This window comes from Wenzhouxiangella sp. YN9 (assembly GCF_056324165.1).
The window spans coordinates 45,893-60,059 of record NZ_JBJNIP010000046.1; the positions used below are offsets into that span (position 1 = coordinate 45,893).

17 protein-coding genes and 1 pseudogene are annotated in these 14,167 nt (G+C 62.9%); 9 read left to right on the plus strand and 9 right to left on the minus strand.

The genetic code is table 11. From position 1 onward, the window contains the following. Window positions 1–98: 98 nt before the first annotated feature. On the minus strand, window positions 99–554 hold the full coding sequence (locus tag ACEWQ0_RS01160; RefSeq protein WP_476484232.1) for a PIN domain-containing protein: 456 nt from the start codon (window positions 552–554) through the stop codon (window positions 99–101). Further along, on the minus strand, window positions 544–774 hold the full coding sequence (locus ACEWQ0_RS01165; protein WP_476484233.1) for a hypothetical protein: 231 nt from the start codon (window positions 772–774) through the stop codon (window positions 544–546). The genes ACEWQ0_RS01160 and ACEWQ0_RS01165 overlap by 11 nt, the downstream gene beginning before the upstream one ends. A 277-nt stretch (window positions 775–1,051) precedes the next feature. Here ACEWQ0_RS01165 and ACEWQ0_RS01170 point away from each other — a divergent pair, with 277 nt between their 5' ends. The 8 genes from ACEWQ0_RS01170 to ACEWQ0_RS01205 all read left to right on the plus strand — a co-directional run bounded on the left by ACEWQ0_RS01170 (window position 1,052) and on the right by ACEWQ0_RS01205 (window position 9,865). After that, the gene (locus ACEWQ0_RS01170) at window positions 1,052–1,507 is read left to right on the plus strand and encodes a plastocyanin/azurin family copper-binding protein (RefSeq protein ID WP_476484234.1); all 456 of its coding nucleotides are present in this window, start codon (window positions 1,052–1,054) and stop codon (window positions 1,505–1,507) included. A gap of 169 nt (window positions 1,508–1,676) precedes the next feature. Next, on the plus strand, window positions 1,677–4,466 hold the full coding sequence (gene acnA / locus ACEWQ0_RS01175; RefSeq protein WP_476484235.1) for an aconitate hydratase AcnA: 2,790 nt from the start codon (window positions 1,677–1,679) through the stop codon (window positions 4,464–4,466). A 25-nt stretch (window positions 4,467–4,491) separates the two neighbouring features. Further along, window positions 4,492–5,157, plus strand: a complete 666-nt coding sequence (locus tag ACEWQ0_RS01180; protein ID WP_476481764.1) for a flavodoxin reductase — start codon at window positions 4,492–4,494, stop codon at window positions 5,155–5,157. Between the two features lie 79 nt (window positions 5,158–5,236). Then, window positions 5,237–5,470: a hypothetical protein gene (locus ACEWQ0_RS01185; protein ID WP_476481765.1), complete on the plus strand. Its 234-nt coding sequence runs from the start codon at window positions 5,237–5,239 to the stop codon at window positions 5,468–5,470. A gap of 232 nt (window positions 5,471–5,702) precedes the next feature. Then, complete coding sequence (gene arsS, locus ACEWQ0_RS01190) at window positions 5,703–6,674, plus strand: arsenosugar biosynthesis radical SAM (seleno)protein ArsS (protein ID WP_476481766.1); 972 nt, start codon at window positions 5,703–5,705, stop codon at window positions 6,672–6,674. A 72-nt stretch (window positions 6,675–6,746) separates the two neighbouring features. Then, entirely contained in the window at window positions 6,747–8,882 is a 2,136-nt protein-coding gene (locus ACEWQ0_RS01195) for an FAD-dependent oxidoreductase (protein ID WP_476484236.1), read from the plus strand. A gap of 139 nt (window positions 8,883–9,021) precedes the next feature. Continuing rightward, complete coding sequence (locus ACEWQ0_RS01200) at window positions 9,022–9,261, plus strand: helix-turn-helix domain-containing protein (RefSeq protein ID WP_476484237.1); 240 nt, start codon at window positions 9,022–9,024, stop codon at window positions 9,259–9,261. Further along, window positions 9,251–9,865, plus strand: coding sequence for a hypothetical protein (locus tag ACEWQ0_RS01205; protein WP_476484238.1), 615 nt, complete (start codon window positions 9,251–9,253; stop codon window positions 9,863–9,865). Before ACEWQ0_RS01200 ends, ACEWQ0_RS01205 begins: the two co-directional genes overlap by 11 nt. Here ACEWQ0_RS01205 and ACEWQ0_RS01210 read toward each other — a convergent pair. The 6 genes and pseudogenes from ACEWQ0_RS01210 to ACEWQ0_RS01235 all read right to left on the minus strand — a co-directional run. Further along, a pseudogene (locus ACEWQ0_RS01210) lies at window positions 9,860–10,156 on the minus strand (type IIL restriction-modification enzyme MmeI); the annotation flags it as partial. The gene ACEWQ0_RS01205 and the pseudogene ACEWQ0_RS01210 sit on opposite strands and share 6 nt — an antisense overlap. Before the next feature lie 47 nt (window positions 10,157–10,203). Next, window positions 10,204–10,662 (minus strand): TA system VapC family ribonuclease toxin, encoded by a 459-nt coding sequence (locus tag ACEWQ0_RS01215; RefSeq protein WP_476481770.1) that lies wholly within the window; start codon window positions 10,660–10,662, stop codon window positions 10,204–10,206. 15 nt (window positions 10,663–10,677) lie between these two features. Beyond that, the gene (locus ACEWQ0_RS01220) at window positions 10,678–10,905 is read right to left on the minus strand and encodes an antitoxin (RefSeq protein ID WP_476481771.1); all 228 of its coding nucleotides are present in this window, start codon (window positions 10,903–10,905) and stop codon (window positions 10,678–10,680) included. 32 nt (window positions 10,906–10,937) lie between these two features. After that, complete coding sequence (locus ACEWQ0_RS01225; protein WP_476484269.1) at window positions 10,938–11,168, minus strand: GDCCVxC domain-containing (seleno)protein; 231 nt, start codon at window positions 11,166–11,168, stop codon at window positions 10,938–10,940. A gap of 172 nt (window positions 11,169–11,340) precedes the next feature. Beyond that, entirely contained in the window at window positions 11,341–11,529 is a 189-nt protein-coding gene (locus ACEWQ0_RS01230) for a type II toxin-antitoxin system prevent-host-death family antitoxin (RefSeq protein ID WP_476484239.1), read from the minus strand. Window positions 11,530–11,666: 137 nt separating this feature from the next. Next, the gene (locus ACEWQ0_RS01235) at window positions 11,667–12,566 is read right to left on the minus strand and encodes a DMT family transporter (RefSeq protein ID WP_476484240.1); all 900 of its coding nucleotides are present in this window, start codon (window positions 12,564–12,566) and stop codon (window positions 11,667–11,669) included. A 62-nt stretch (window positions 12,567–12,628) separates the two neighbouring features. On the opposite strand from ACEWQ0_RS01235, the gene ACEWQ0_RS01240 reads away from it, so the two are divergent. Beyond that, entirely contained in the window at window positions 12,629–13,531 is a 903-nt protein-coding gene (locus tag ACEWQ0_RS01240; protein WP_476481775.1) for an AEC family transporter, read from the plus strand. A gap of 14 nt (window positions 13,532–13,545) precedes the next feature. Here ACEWQ0_RS01240 and ACEWQ0_RS01245 read toward each other — a convergent pair whose 3' ends face one another. Continuing rightward, window positions 13,546–14,163, minus strand: coding sequence for a TetR family transcriptional regulator (locus ACEWQ0_RS01245; RefSeq protein ID WP_476484241.1), 618 nt, complete (start codon window positions 14,161–14,163; stop codon window positions 13,546–13,548). Window positions 14,164–14,167: the final 4 nt, after the last annotated feature.

Below are 14,167 nucleotides of genomic sequence, written 5' to 3' on the forward strand. Positions count from 1 at the left end.
ATCGTGGTCATTTCGATACGCATAGACGACCGAAGCGCCTGAAACCTGACTGAGCCATCAAGTTCCCGCTGCAGCCGGCTGTTCAAGCAAGAGGTGGTTCAGGCCCCGCCGGCTGGCTCAGCTTCCTGCACGCGGGAGGTATCCAGCGGGTTGATGATCCTGATGCCTTCGATGATCTGCCCGGCATTGAGGTCCTCGGAATACAAGACGGAGGCACCACCGCTGCTGGCAGCGTGAATGATCAGCGCATCCCAGTAGGAAATCCGGTGTCGCTGGGCGATCTCCGATGCGATCAGCACGCTTTCGGGGCCGGGCGTGCATACCTGCCAGCTCAGATAAGGTTCGATCAGCGAGCGCGCCGTGGCCGGGTCGAGCGGCGTGGGGATCTTTCTCGTGACGTTGACGTAAAACTCGTTGAGCACCTGGGTGCTCAACATGCCCGATCCGGACTCCCAAAGATCGGCGATTAGCTTCCGGGCGCGCCAGTGGCGGTCGCCGGCATCGACATCGTGTGCGTAGATCAGGATATTGGTGTCGACGAAGCTAGCGTTCATGCAGCGCGTCCCGGTCGATGCCTTCTCCGCCAAGGTGGAATCCGCGTTCGAGCGCCGCCAGCGCTTGCTCGCGCGCGCGCCGCCGGCTCCGGTTGTCACGGACCAGTCGCTCCAGTTCCGCGGCCAGCAGCTTGCTGACCGACGTGCCCTGTTCGGCAGCCAGTACCCGAGCTCCGCGCAGCAGATCGGCATCCATCGAGAGCGTGATATTTTGTTTCATCAGGTTCATCGTTTCACGTGCATCACGTATTTTACGTGCGCTTCGTTCGCTCGGCAAGTGAAGGTGGTGGGCGAGAAAGAATCGCTCTGCGGATGATCTGCGGCACAGGAGGGGGTGACAGGGTCTCTCGGCTTTCAGCGCGGTGGGCCGCGTCCACGAAACTGTCGCCCGACGCTCCTGTCAGAATCAGTATCGGGCACTGAAGTGAGAGGCATTCGCTTCCGTGCCCGTAGAAGGGGAGCTCACCCGTCTCACGATGAGACAAAGGAGATGAATCATGTTAAGCAAGTCATTGAGATTGATGCTTTTCACGGCGATGGCTCTGGCCGCTGTCGCGGTGCAGGCCAAGACCATTGAAATCGAGGGCCTCGACTCGCTCAAGTTCGACACCGAGACGATCACCGTCAAGCCGGGCGAAGAGGTGACGATCAAGCTGGTCAACAATACCGAGCTGCCGGCCAACGCAATGTCGCACAACTGGGTGTTGCTGGTTGCCGCTGCCGACGCCGAGGCCTATGACCAGGCGGCCACCCAGGCCGGCGCCGACAATGACTACATGCCCGCCGACATGGATGATCAGGTGATCGCTGCCACCGGCATGGTGGCCGGCGGCGAGTCCGAGACGGTGACCTTCACAGCCCCCGAGGAGCCGGGTGATTATGAGTATATCTGCACCTTCCCCGGCCACTTTGCTGCGGGCATGAAGGGCGTGCTCAAGGTCGAGAAGAGCTGACCCGAGGACATGAAGCAGACTGCGGATGCAGCCACGAATGGCTGGCTATCTGGCTGAATTTGTCCAATACAGTCAGCAGGTTGGCTGCGTCTGCTATGCTAGGTGTTGAAGTGAAAGAGGAGTTTCAGAAGCCTCCGTCAGCCACCCGTGCATTCTCAAGGAGCGCAGCATGTCAAAGAACAGTTTCCAATCCCGCGACCAGCTTGTCGTCGACGACACCACCTACACCATCTACCGGCTCGATGCGGTCGAGGGAAGCGCACGCCTGCCTTTCAGCCTGAAGGTTCTGCTCGAGAATCTGCTGCGCAACGAAGACGGAGAGGGAATTACCGCCGACCAGATCAACGCGCTGGCCCAGTGGCAGCCCGAGGTCGAGTCGGATCAGGAGGTGCAGTTCACGCCGGCGCGGGTGCTGATGCAGGACTTCACCGGCGTGCCTTCGGTCGTCGATCTGGTTGCCATGCGCAACGCCATGGCCGACCTGGGCGGTGACCCCCGGCGCATCAACCCGCAGATTCCATCCGATCTGGTCATCGACCATTCGGTTATCGTCGATGCCTTCGGCCAGCCCGACGCGTTCTTCATCAACGCCAAGTTCGAGTTCGAACGCAACGCCGAGCGCTACCAGCTGCTGCGCTGGGCCGGGCAGGCCTTCAATGATTTCAAGGTGGTGCCGCCCGATACCGGCATCTGCCATCAGGTCAATCTGGAATACCTCGCGCGTACCGTTTTCACGCGTGAAACCGACGACGGCCTGCTGGCCTATCCCGACACTCTTGTGGGCACGGACTCGCATACCCCGATGATCAACGGCCTGGGTGTTCTGGGCTGGGGCGTGGGCGGCATCGAGGCCGAGGCCGCCATTCTGGGCCAGCCCATCAGCATGCTCACGCCGCAGGTGGTCGGCTTCAAGCTCACCGGCGAGCTTCCCGCCGGCGCCACCGCCACCGACCTGGTGCTGACCGTCGCCGAGCTGCTCAGGAAAACGGGCGTGGTCGGCAAATTCGTCGAATTCTTCGGCCCCGGCGTGGCCAACGTGCCGCTGGCCAACCGCGCCACCCTGGGCAACATGAGCCCGGAATACGGCTCGACCTGCGCCATCTTCCCGATCGACGATGAAACCCTGTCCTACCTGCGCCTGACCGGCCGGGACGAGCACAAGGTCAAGCTTGTCGAGGCCTATGCGAAGGAGCAGGGCCTGTGGCACGACCCCGATCACGAACCCGACTACTCGCAAGTCGTCGAACTCGATCTGAGCACGGTCGAGCCGTCGCTGGCCGGGCCCAAGCGCCCCCAGGACCGGGTGCCGCTGCGCATCGCGCCCAAGGCGGTCTCCGCCCTGCTGGCCGGCGAGTCACAGGAAAAGGCGGTCCGCGGCAGCCTGGATGCTTCTTCGGCCGCCTCGTTCCCGGCCAGCGACCCATTCACCGCCCACGAAAACCATCCCGGTGACGCGCCGCACACGCCGCCGGATGAAAATGCCGACTGGGAGTCGACGCCGGTGGAAGTCACGCTCGACGATGGCCGCAGTTTCGAGCTCGATCACGGCTCGGTCGTGATTGCCGCCATCACCTCATGCACCAACACCTCCAACCCCGCGGTGATGATCGGCGCAGCGCTGCTGGCAAGAAATGCCGTCGAGAAGGGTCTGGCAAGCAAGCCCTGGGTCAAGACTTCGCTGGCGCCCGGCTCGCGCGTGGTGTCCGATTACATCGAGCGCGCTGGCCTGACGCCGTATCTTGAAAAGCTCGGCTTCCATCTGGTCGGCTACGGCTGCACTACCTGCATCGGCAACTCCGGGCCGCTGGCGCCGGAAATCAGTCAGGCGATCAAGGACAAGGATCTGACGGTCTGCTCGGTGCTTTCGGGCAACCGCAACTTCGAAGGCCGCATTCATGCCGAAACGAAGATGAACTTCCTCGGCTCGCCGCCGCTGGTCGTGGCCTACGCGCTGGCCGGCAGCATGCACATCAATCTGACCCGCGACCCGCTGGGCACCGACGGCGACGGCAATCCGGTCTACCTGAAAGACATCTGGCCCTCGCCAAATGAGATCGAGGCCACCATCAGCGAAAACCTGCGCGCCGACATGTTCACCGAGGGCTACTCGGACCTGTACGCCGGCGACGAGCGCTGGCAGGGCATGGACATTTCCGAGGGCGATACCTTCGAGTGGCAGCCCGAATCGACCTACGTGCGCAAGCCGCCGTTTTTCGACGGCATGACGCGCGAGCCCGAGCCGCTGACCGACATTACCGGTGCGCGCGTGCTCGCCCTGCTGGGTGACTCGGTGACCACCGACCACATCAGCCCGGCCGGCGCCATCGCGGCCGACTCGCCGGCCGGCGAGTATCTGATGGATGAGGGCATCGAGCCCAAGGACTTCAACTCCTACGGCGCGCGCCGCGGCAACCACGAAGTGATGATTCGCGGCACCTTCGCCAACGTACGCCTGAAAAACCACCTGGCGCCGGGGACCGAAGGCGGCTTTACCCGCGACTTCACCCAGGACGGAGCACCGGTCACGACCATCTACGATGCCGCCGTCAACTACATCGCCAACGACACCCCGCTGGTACTGCTGGCCGGCAAGGAATACGGCTCGGGCTCCTCGCGCGACTGGGCCGCCAAGGGCACGGCGCTGCTGGGCGTGCGCGCGGTCATTGCCGAGTCCTACGAGCGCATCCACCGCTCCAACCTGATCGGCATGGGCGTGCTGCCGCTCGAGTTCGTCGATGGCGACAGCGCCGAGTCGCTGGGGCTGAGTGGCGAGGAGACTTTCGACATCACCGGCATCGAAGGCAGCGACAAGCTGCCCGAGCGCGTCAAGGTAGAGGCTCGCAATGGCGAGGGCGATACCCGGAGCTTCGAGGCGAAAATTCGCATCGATACACCAGCCGAAGTCGCCTATTACCGCCACGGCGGCATCCTGCCCTACATGCTGCGCGAGCTGCTGTAGGAGGTAAAGCCCGAGGAGAGCCAACATGGACCATCGCGTCGAAATCCTGATGACCGAGTTCGTCACCCACGACGTCAAGCGCTTTATCGTTACCCGGCCCGACGGGCTCGACTACGAGCCCGGGCAGGGCGTGGAACTGGCTGTCGACGAAGACGACTGGCGCGAAAAGGGGCGACCGTTCACGCCAACCAATCTGCATGATGCCGGCGCGCTCGAGTTCACCATCAAGGGGTATCCCGAGCATGAAGGCGTTACCCGGAAGCTGCACTCGCTTGGGGCCGGCGACAAGCTGATGATGTCGGATTCCTTCGGCGTGCTGACCTATCAGGGCCCGGGCTGGTTCATCGCCGGCGGCGCCGGCATCACGCCGATGATGGCCATGCTCAGGCAGCTGGCTGCCGACGATCAGCTCGACGGCCACGGCCTGATCTTTGCCAACCGCAGCCCTGATGACATCATCAACGAGAAGGAATTCCGCCACTACCTCGGCGACAGATGCATCTTTCTTTGCGATGACGCCAAAGGCATGCCGTATCCGGAAGGCCGGATCGATCGCGATTTTCTGGCCGAACATATCGACGACTTCGATCAGCGCTTCTACACCTGCGGCCCGCCGAAATTCGACCAGGCCGTCAAGGACGCGCTTGCCGAGCTCGGCGCCGAACCCGATCGGCTGGTATTCGAGAAATAATGCCGTCACCGCTGCAGGGCAGTTCGATCGGCGGTAGGGTGAGAATTGAACTCAAACCAATCCTTCAAGGAGGCGTGGCATGGGTATCTGTGCAAGCTGCGGCAATGAGTACGACGACACGTTCACCGTCGAGAAAGACGGCGAGCGCTTCGAATTCGATTCCTTCGAGTGCGCCATTCACACGCTGGCACCCGAGTGTGCCCATTGTGGTTGTCGGGTCATCGGGCACGGCGTACAGAAAAAGCAGACGGTCTACTGCTGCGCACACTGCGCCGACAAGGCCGGCGAGAGCGGACTGGTCGATCGCGCCTGACTGACTGCGCCGTCCGGCAAGCCGCCTTTTTCAGATCGATTCCCAAAGGGCTGGGCCGGCTCGGCTCGGCCCGACCCGAGGGCCTGCGCGCCCGAAGGGATGATCCGTGCTTCCGGTTGCAGTCTTGACGCCTGCGTGCACCGCTATCGGCTATATTCGAGCACGCCGGATCGGCAACAACTCGATGAGCTCGAAATCCGCCATCGCAAGGCAACCGGAGGATGAAACACCCATGCACGACACCAGAATACGGCTGATCGATACCGACTTTCCCGCGATCCGCCGCCGGCCGCTGCAAACGCTGCAGATGAATCTCGGCTATCTGTGCAACCTGGCCTGCACTCACTGCCACGTTGCCGCCGGCCCGAAGCGAACCGAGCTGATGGCGCGCGACACCATCGATACGGCGCTGGAGTTCATGCGCGCCCACGCCATCCAGACGCTCGATGTCACCGGGGGCTCGCCGGAAATGAACCCGCATTTTCGCGATCTGGTGCAAGCAACGCGGGACATGGGCATCCACGTCATCGATCGCTGCAATCCAACCATCCTCAACGAGCCCGGCTACGAATGGGTTGCCGGGTTTCTGGCATCGCAGCAGGTCGAGGTGATTGCGTCACTGCCCTGTTACACCGAGCAAACCGTTGACCGCCAGCGCGGCAAGACGGTGTTTCAAAGCAGCATCACCGCTTTGCAGGCGCTCAATGCGCTCGGCTACGGCCGCCACGGCAGCGGATTGACCCTCAACCTGGTCTACAACCCCGATGGCCCGCAGCTGCCCCCGCCGCAGGCGCCGCTGGAGGCCGATTACCGAGCGCACCTGCGCGCGGAGTTCGGCATCGAGTTCAATCATCTGTATACCATCACCAACATGCCGATCAAGCGCTTTGGCAGCATGCTGGTATCGAAAAACCAGTTCGATGACTACATGGCCCTGCTCAAGAATGCCTATCGACGCGATAATCTGGGCAGCGTCATGTGCCGCGATCTGATCAGCGTGGACTGGCGCGGCTACGTTTACGACTGCGACTTCAATCAGATGCTCGACATGCCGCTGGGCGCAACAGCCGATCACCACGTGCATCTGCGCGACCTTGTTGACGCAGAGCTCACAGGCAAGCCGATCCACGTGGCTGACCATTGCTATGGCTGCACCGCAGGGCAGGGCAGCAGCTGCGGGGGCGCCCTGACCGATGCTGCATGAGGCCATGGCCCGCTCGCTGCGCCGGCGATCGCTGCAGCGTCGAGTCGATTCCCGAGCCTTCAGGCATCGGTCATGAACAAGACAAGAATCGCGCTTCTGACGTGCATCATCGCGGCCATCATCCTGTTCTTCGCTTTCGATCTCGGGCAGTACCTGGAGCTGTCATGGCTCAAGGCACAGCAGGGTCGTCTGCAGGCCGCGGTAAACGCCAGCCCGTGGGTATCGGCCGGGATATTCTTTCTGGTCTATGTGGCCGTCACGGCGCTGTCGCTGCCGGGTGCTGCCGTGATGACCCTGATCACCGGCGCGGTATTCGGGCTGTTCCGGGGCACGCTGCTGGTCTCGTTTGCTTCATCCATTGGCGCCACGCTGGCTTTTCTCGTGGCCCGCTATCTTCTGCGCGACTGGGTGCAGAACAAGTATGGGCGGCGCCTGAAGGCAATCAATCGGGGGATTGAAAAAGACGGCGCTTTCTACCTGTTCACGCTGCGGCTGGTGCCGGCATTTCCGTTTTTCGTGGTCAACCTGGTCATGGGCCTGACGCCGATACGTACCGCAACCTTTTATGTCATCAGCCAGCTCGGAATGCTGCCGGGCACGCTGGTCTTTGTTTATGCCGGCACTCAGATCGCGACCATCGAGCGTACCTCCGACGTGCTCTCGCCCGGATTGATTGCTGCGTTCGTTCTGCTCGGCCTGTTTCCGTTGATTGCACGCAAGTTGATCGAGCGAGCAAAATCGCGCAGGGCGTTGAAGGGTTATCCCAGACCGCGGCATTTCGATCGCAATCTCGTCGTCATCGGCGCCGGCTCGGCCGGGCTGGTTACCGCCTACATAGCGGCGGCCGTGCGCGCCAAAGTCACGCTGGTAGAGAAAGACCGGATGGGCGGTGACTGCCTGAACTACGGCTGCGTGCCGTCCAAGGCCATGATCCGCTCGGCGCGCGTTGCCTCCCTGATGCGGCGCGGCGGCGAGTTTGGCGTCCACGCCGACAACATTCGCGTCGACTTTGCCCAGGTCATGGAGCGTATTCAACACGTCATCGCGGAAATTGCCCCGCACGATTCCATTGAGCGCTATCGCTCGCTGGGCGTGGACGCAATCGAAGGCGAAGCCCGCATCACATCGCCGTATACGGTCGAAGTCAACGGCCGCGAGCTGACAACCCGCAGCATCGTGGTGGCGACGGGAGCGCGGCCATTGGTGCCGCCAATTCCGGGCCTCGACAAGGTCGATTATCTGACCTCCGACACGGTGTGGAACCTGCGCGAGCTGCCGCAGCGCCTGCTCGTGCTCGGTGGCGGCAATATCGGCTGCGAGCTCAGCCAGGCCTTTGCGCGATTTGGCAGCCGGGTGACCCAGGTCGAAATGGCGCCCCGGCTGCTGACCCGCGAAGACCCCGATGTTTCGGCTTTCCTTGCCGAGCGCTTCGCCGCCGAAGGAATCGACGTGCGTACCGGACACAAGGCAAAAGCCGTGCAGCGGCGCGATGGCAGACAGGTTCTGATTTGCGAACATCAGGGCGGTGATGTGGAATTCGAGTTCGACCAGATTCTGGTGGCGGTTGGCCGTACCCCCAACACGGCCGGGTTTGGCCTCGAAGAACTGGGCGTCGAGATCTCGCCGACCCGCACGCTGGAGCTCAACGAGTTTCTGCAGACGCGCTACCCGAACATCTTCGCCTGCGGTGACGTTGCCGGGCCGTACCAGTTCACCCACACGGCGTCTCATCAGGCCTGGTATGCCGCGGTCAATGCGTTGCTGCTGGGCATTCGTCGTTTCAAGGCCGACTACTCGGTCATTCCCCGGGTCACCTTCACTGATCCGGAAATTGCCCATGTCGGGCGCAATGAAACCGGGGCGCGCGATGCCGGCATCGAATACGAAGTCACCCGCTACGACCTGGGCGAACTCGACCGTGCCATCACCGAAGGCGGGGCGCACGGCTTCGTCAAGGTGCTGACCGTACCCGGCAAGGACCGGATTCTGGGGGCAACCATCGTCGGCGAGAGCGCCGGCGAGCTGATCGGTGAATTCGTCACCGCCATGCGCCACGGGCTGGGCCTGAACAAGATCCTGGGCACCATCCACGCCTATCCCACCCTGATCGAGGCCAACAAGTTCGTCGCCGGCCAATGGAAGCGAGCGCATGCACCTGAACGGGCGCTTGCCTGGCTGGAGCGCTTTCACGCCTGGCGGCGCCGCTGAGCTCACCCAGCGAATTACCACCATCCTGACCATCAGACTCCGAGGTATGGCCGAGGGGTTGTCTTTGCTCGTTAATTAGTTTACGATAAGCGTAAATTATAAGACGAATAGCATAACATTCGTACTGAGGGTCCGGTCTATGGCCATTCGCATCAACCTGGATATTGAGCTGGCGAAAAGCAAGATGTCCCTGACCGAGCTGTCGCAAAAGGTCGGCGTGTCGATGACCAATCTTTCGCTGCTCAAGAACGGGCGGGTCAAGGCCATCCGTTTCAGCACTCTCGAGGCGATCTGCGAAGCACTTGCTTGTCAGCCGGGCGATCTGCTCGAGTTCGTCGAAGACCACCAAACGCAAGGGAGGAAATCCCATGACTCGTGAACACACCCTGCCTGGCTATGTCGCCATCGCACTCGCTGTCCTGTTTCCCGTCTACTGGTTCACCGCCCTCTGGCAAGGGTTTGCTGCCGCGTCGGTAGCGGAAAGCTTCAGCGCCGACATCACTCGCCTGGGGCCGATGGACGGACTGTTCGTGTTGATTGGAGGGATGGAAATCTATCTCTACCTGAGTCTTCGTCGCATTATCAAGAACCAGCTTCAAGGCGGTGTCTGTGCCGTCCTGCTGCTGATAATGGCCATTGCCGCCGCGCTGCTGACCGCTACCGTGCTGTTCGATCTGGGATTGAGCCTGAGCGGAGAGTTCACGAACCCGATCCGCGATGGCCTTGTGGTCGCGGCCTCGGCCTGGTTCATAATCACGGGTTTCATCCTCGGCCTGACTGGCCTGGCCCTGTCGATCGCCTTGCTGGTCACCGATGCCGGCAGTGCGACAACGCTGAAAGTGTTCGCCGTCATGCTGCTGATCAGCTCGCTGTTGGCGCTGTCGATCATTCTTTCCCCGCTGAGTTTCGTGACCTATCCGGTGGCTTTCCTGACGCTGGGCATATTCTTCCTGCGCGGCGGCTACGAGGCGGAAGTTGTATAGGGTCGCCGGCGCGGCGGCGCGCAGCATGGCCTTGTCCCAGCGGCTGGATTCGTGCTTTTCGCCAACCTGCTTGGCTTCGAACACGAAATGGCCGCGGCGGTAGAGGTCGATTTAGCCGCGGGTGGTGGAGCCGTCGGGGTGGTCGATGTCGACCCGGCGTTCGAAGACGTAGGCGTTTTTCTCCGGATCAGGCCCGGCCGGCTCGGGGCCGGGCAGATCCAGCAACTGGCACAGCTCGGTGAGAAAGAGCTGGTAGTTGGCGCGCTCCATGCCGTCGCGGTCGGTCCAGCGGCAGGGCTGGAAGGGGAAACGGGGGCTGATGCCGACTGAAAAGTAGCTCAGGCACCCTCATGGATCTGGTGATCAGCGCCGTCGATCGGGTTGATCAGGCGGGTGAAGCCGAAGGCTTCGAAGTCGGCGGTGTTGCGGGTGGCGAAGTCGGTGACGCCGTGATGACGAAGGGTCAGCGCGATGCGGGCGTCGAATACGGCTCGCCGGGCGATGCCGGGGCGTTGCGCAACGGTCCAGAGCTTGTCCATGACCGGCGCATTTTCTATCAGTGCCCAGCGAGGATTGTTGCGCCAGGCCATGCACACGGCCGCGGCATCGGGCGCGTCAAGCGGGCTGGCCAGTACGGCTGCATTGCGCAGTAGCTGGTAGAGCTCCAGCAAGACAAGTTCGCAGATCGCTACGTCGTCGCGCTCGGCGCATTGCTCGATGAACGCCCGCGCTGGCTGATGCTCGGGGCAGTCACGATTGTGCGCGTACAGCAGGATGTTGGTATCTATGGAGAGCACGTTGACCCCGACACGTCAGGCATTGCCCAGCTCGCGCCAGCGTTCTTCCGGCGCCTGGAATTCCCCGAGCGCGTCAGCCGCGGGCGGTTGCCACGGGCGGTCGCTGCGTCCGGGTGGGTAGATGCGCTGCATGTGCTCCAATCCGCGGCGTAGAACTTCAGCCAGGCTGATTTCCTGTTCGGCGGCAATCCGCTTCGCCTCTCGGTAGAGCTCGTCGGGGAGTTGGATCTGAGTGCGAACCATGATGTTAAAAATACACCGCTGTATAATGCATGTCAAATGCTTCGGTCTGCTGTTTGCATCGGCGGACAGGGCACGGTTCCGTAGCTGCAGAAGACACAGCAGTCGCCCTTTTTCGGCCGCAGCACGGCGCCGCAGCGCTTGCAGTCGTAGAGGTACTGGCAGGCGTCGGTGGGCATGGTTTCAGTTTCACGGTGGCCGCACGAGAGGCAGGTAATAGTGGATTCAGGAATCACGGCAGGCTCTGCTTGTGATGAAGTGCGCATGTTGTCTGTGCGGATTGTCGCAGTCTTCAAGCATCGTGCACGCCCAGTGGTGCCCAGGGGTTGATGATTCTAATGCCGGTGACGGATCTCGGAAAGTACGCAGGTGTCGAGCAGAACTCTCACAGTGAAACGTCGCGGTCGGGTGAGCGATCCCGCGTCAGGTCGACATCTTTCAGGCTCGGGCCGCCCCGAGCAGGTAATCACGAAAGCCGGGCTGCTGCCCGGTCAGGCGCTGATACTCGGCCTCCGAGACAATCACCACCGCGTCATCACGCCGCGTCACCCGCTGGGGACCTTCGGTAAGCGCGCGTTTGACGACTTCACTGAACTTGTTCTTGGCGTCGGCGAGTGTCCAGCTCATCGGAGCACCTGTTTGGCTAGACTGGCTAGATAGTATACGGGGTTGGGGCCGACTGAAAAGTAGTTCAAACATCCTCATGGGTTTGGTGGTCGGCGCCGTCGATCGGGTTGATCAGGTGGCTGAAGCCGTGCCCCTTCTCAAGCCTGGCGCGGAACGACCGGGCGCCGGCGGCGGGACTGGCTCAGGGCCACGCCGCCGAGGATCAGGGCGCCGGCGATCATCATTGCGGGGGTGATGGTCTCACCCAGCACCAATCGGGCCCAGGCGACGCCGAACAGCGGCACCAGGTAGGTGACGGTGGCGGTGCGCGCCGGGCCGATGGTCTCGATCAGGCGGAACAGCAAGGCATAGGCAATGCCGGTGCACAGTACGCCGAGCGTCACGGCGCTGGTCCAGACGGTGAATGACAGCGAGTGCTCCGGCCACTGCCAGACCGCGACCGGCAGCAGCACAACGGTGGCGCAAGACAGCGTGGCGCCACCCAGGGCAACGGGCGGCAACCCACCGAGGTAACGCCGTATCAGGTTGTTGCACAGGCCGTAGCAGGCGGCGGCTGTGGTTGCCGCCAGCGCGGCCTGGCCGACCGGCACGCCGGCCATCGGCATGCCGACCATGACGCCAACGCCGATGATGCCCGAGGCCAGGCCGATGCCGCGGCGGATGCCCATCTTCTCGCCGAAGAACAGCCCGGCGAAGACGACGGCAAACAGGGCCGTCATGCTGTTGGCGATGGCGCTGATGCCGGCCGGCGCGATGGAGGTGGCCCAGGCGAACAGGGTAAACGGTACCGCCGAGTTCAGAATGCCGATCACAAGCAGCACGTGCCAGCGCCCGGCCAGCTGTTTGCGCGCGCGGTAGACGAAGGGCAGCAGCACCAGCGCGCCGAAGAAAAGCCGGATCTCGACCAGGGCAAAGGGGCCGATTTCCGGTGCGGCCACGCGCATGAGCAGAAACGAGCCGCCCCAGATGGCGCCCAGCAGCGTCAATTCGATCATGGCCTTGAGTTCCTGGCCGGTGGTCAGCTCTGTTTCCTGCATGGCTTTGTCCTGCGCTGTTGCGATGCGATTGCCTGAGGCAAATTACAGTATGATCGACGGCCATGTCGGCCTATCTGGTCATTCTTTCGCTGGTGGCCGCCGGCCGCGCGCTGGCGCGTTTCTTTCCGCCCAGCGCGCCCGAGGTGCTCAACCGCGTGGTGATCATGCTGTGCCTGCCGGCGCTGATCCTGATCCACGTGCCCACGCTGGAGGCCAGCGTTGCGCTGCTGCCGCTGGTGGTCGTGCCCTGGCTCTTGCTGGGTGCCAGCATTGCCATTGTGCTGCCGCTGGCGCGCTGGCTTGAGCTGCGCCGCGAGGCGGTCGCCGTGCTGCTGTTGCTGGTGCCTCTGGGCAACACCTCGTTTCTTGGTTTTCCGCTGACCGAGGCGCTGCTGGGCGCGGATAGCGTGCGCTATGCCGTGGTCTACGACCAGCTCGGCTCGTTTCTGATTCTGTGTACTCACGCGCTGTTCGTGCTGGCCTGGTTCGGCAGCGGCCGGCGACCGCGGCTGGGTGAGATCGCGCGGCGCATGATCGGTTTTCCGCCCTTTGTGGCGCTGATCGTTGCGCTCCTTTTCGGCAACGCCTGGCTGCCGGCCTGGCTGATGGAGCTGGCCCACAGCTTTGCCGATATGCTGCTGCCGCTGGTTACCCTGGCAATCGGCATGAGCCTGCACCTGCGTTTGATTCAGGACTACAGAAGGCCGCTGTATATCGGGCTGGTGTGCAAGTTGCTGGTGCTGCCGGCCGTTGCCCTTGGCCTGATTGTGCTGCTCGATGCGCGGCCGGACGTCGCCCGCGCCACGCTGCTGGAGGCCTCGCTGCCGTCGATGGTCACCGCCGCGGCGCTGTTGAGCTCGGCCCGACTGGCGCCGCCGCTGGCCTCGGCCATGCTCGCCTGGAGCGTGCTGTTGTCGGCCGTGACCGTGCCGATGTGGTTCTATGTCGGGCAGGCATTGTTGTAAGCGGTTTGTGGTCCTCAGTCCGTAGTCGAGATCAGCCGGAACCATTCGTTGATCAGCTCGCTGCCGGTATTGACCAGAGAAAAGGCCTTGTGGTCCAGATGCCAGCCGTGGAACAGCCCGGCCAGCAGGTTGTGCATCATCAGGTTGGCGGTCTCCGCGCCCAGGCCGGTGCGCAGTTCGCCGGCGGCCTCGGCGGCGCGAAAACGCGCCAGGGTGGCGGCCTGGGCCTCGCGCGACATGTCGGCAAGTAGCGCCACCGGATCAACATCGTCAAAGACCTCACAGCGGTGCAGCAGGATGGCGTGAATGCGCCGGTAACGGGGCCGTTCGAGCCGGCGCAGACCCTGCAGGCAGGCCAGGCGGATTTCATCCAGGCCGTTTTCCGCCGCCAGTTCGTCGGGGATGTCGTCGACCAGCTCTTCATAGGGCATGCGAATGCGCTCGATGAGCTGGCGCAGCAGGTCGGCCTTGCCCTCGAAGTGCCAGTACAGCGCGCCGCGCGTCACTCCGGCATGGCGGGCAATGCTCTGGAGTGACGCGCGGGCGACCCCTTTTTCATGAAACATCTCCTCGGCGGCATCCAGCAGGGCCTCCCGAGTGGCTTCGGCAGCGGTGCTTTTCGGGCGGGCCAAGGCT

Coding starts and splice junctions, on each gene's coding strand:
- ACEWQ0_RS01160 (WP_476484232.1), bottom strand. CDS start 554: ATGAACGCTAGCTTCGTCGACACCAATATCCTGATCTACGCACACGAT.
- ACEWQ0_RS01165 (WP_476484233.1), bottom strand. CDS start 774: ATGAAACAAAATATCACGCTCTCGATGGATGCCGATCTGCTGCGCGGA.
- ACEWQ0_RS01170 (WP_476484234.1), top strand. CDS start 1,052: ATGTTAAGCAAGTCATTGAGATTGATGCTTTTCACGGCGATGGCTCTG.
- acnA (WP_476484235.1), top strand. CDS start 1,677: ATGTCAAAGAACAGTTTCCAATCCCGCGACCAGCTTGTCGTCGACGAC.
- ACEWQ0_RS01180 (WP_476481764.1), top strand. CDS start 4,492: ATGGACCATCGCGTCGAAATCCTGATGACCGAGTTCGTCACCCACGAC.
- ACEWQ0_RS01185 (WP_476481765.1), top strand. CDS start 5,237: ATGGGTATCTGTGCAAGCTGCGGCAATGAGTACGACGACACGTTCACC.
- arsS (WP_476481766.1), top strand. CDS start 5,703: ATGCACGACACCAGAATACGGCTGATCGATACCGACTTTCCCGCGATC.
- ACEWQ0_RS01195 (WP_476484236.1), top strand. CDS start 6,747: ATGAACAAGACAAGAATCGCGCTTCTGACGTGCATCATCGCGGCCATC.
- ACEWQ0_RS01200 (WP_476484237.1), top strand. CDS start 9,022: ATGGCCATTCGCATCAACCTGGATATTGAGCTGGCGAAAAGCAAGATG.
- ACEWQ0_RS01205 (WP_476484238.1), top strand. CDS start 9,251: ATGACTCGTGAACACACCCTGCCTGGCTATGTCGCCATCGCACTCGCT.
- ACEWQ0_RS01220 (WP_476481771.1), bottom strand. CDS start 10,905: ATGGTTCGCACTCAGATCCAACTCCCCGACGAGCTCTACCGAGAGGCG.
- ACEWQ0_RS01225 (WP_476484269.1), bottom strand. CDS start 11,168: ATGCGCACTTCATCACAAGCAGAGCCTGCCGTGATTCCTGAATCCACT.
- ACEWQ0_RS01230 (WP_476484239.1), bottom strand. CDS start 11,529: ATGAGCTGGACACTCGCCGACGCCAAGAACAAGTTCAGTGAAGTCGTC.
- ACEWQ0_RS01235 (WP_476484240.1), bottom strand. CDS start 12,566: ATGCAGGAAACAGAGCTGACCACCGGCCAGGAACTCAAGGCCATGATC.
- ACEWQ0_RS01240 (WP_476481775.1), top strand. CDS start 12,629: ATGTCGGCCTATCTGGTCATTCTTTCGCTGGTGGCCGCCGGCCGCGCG.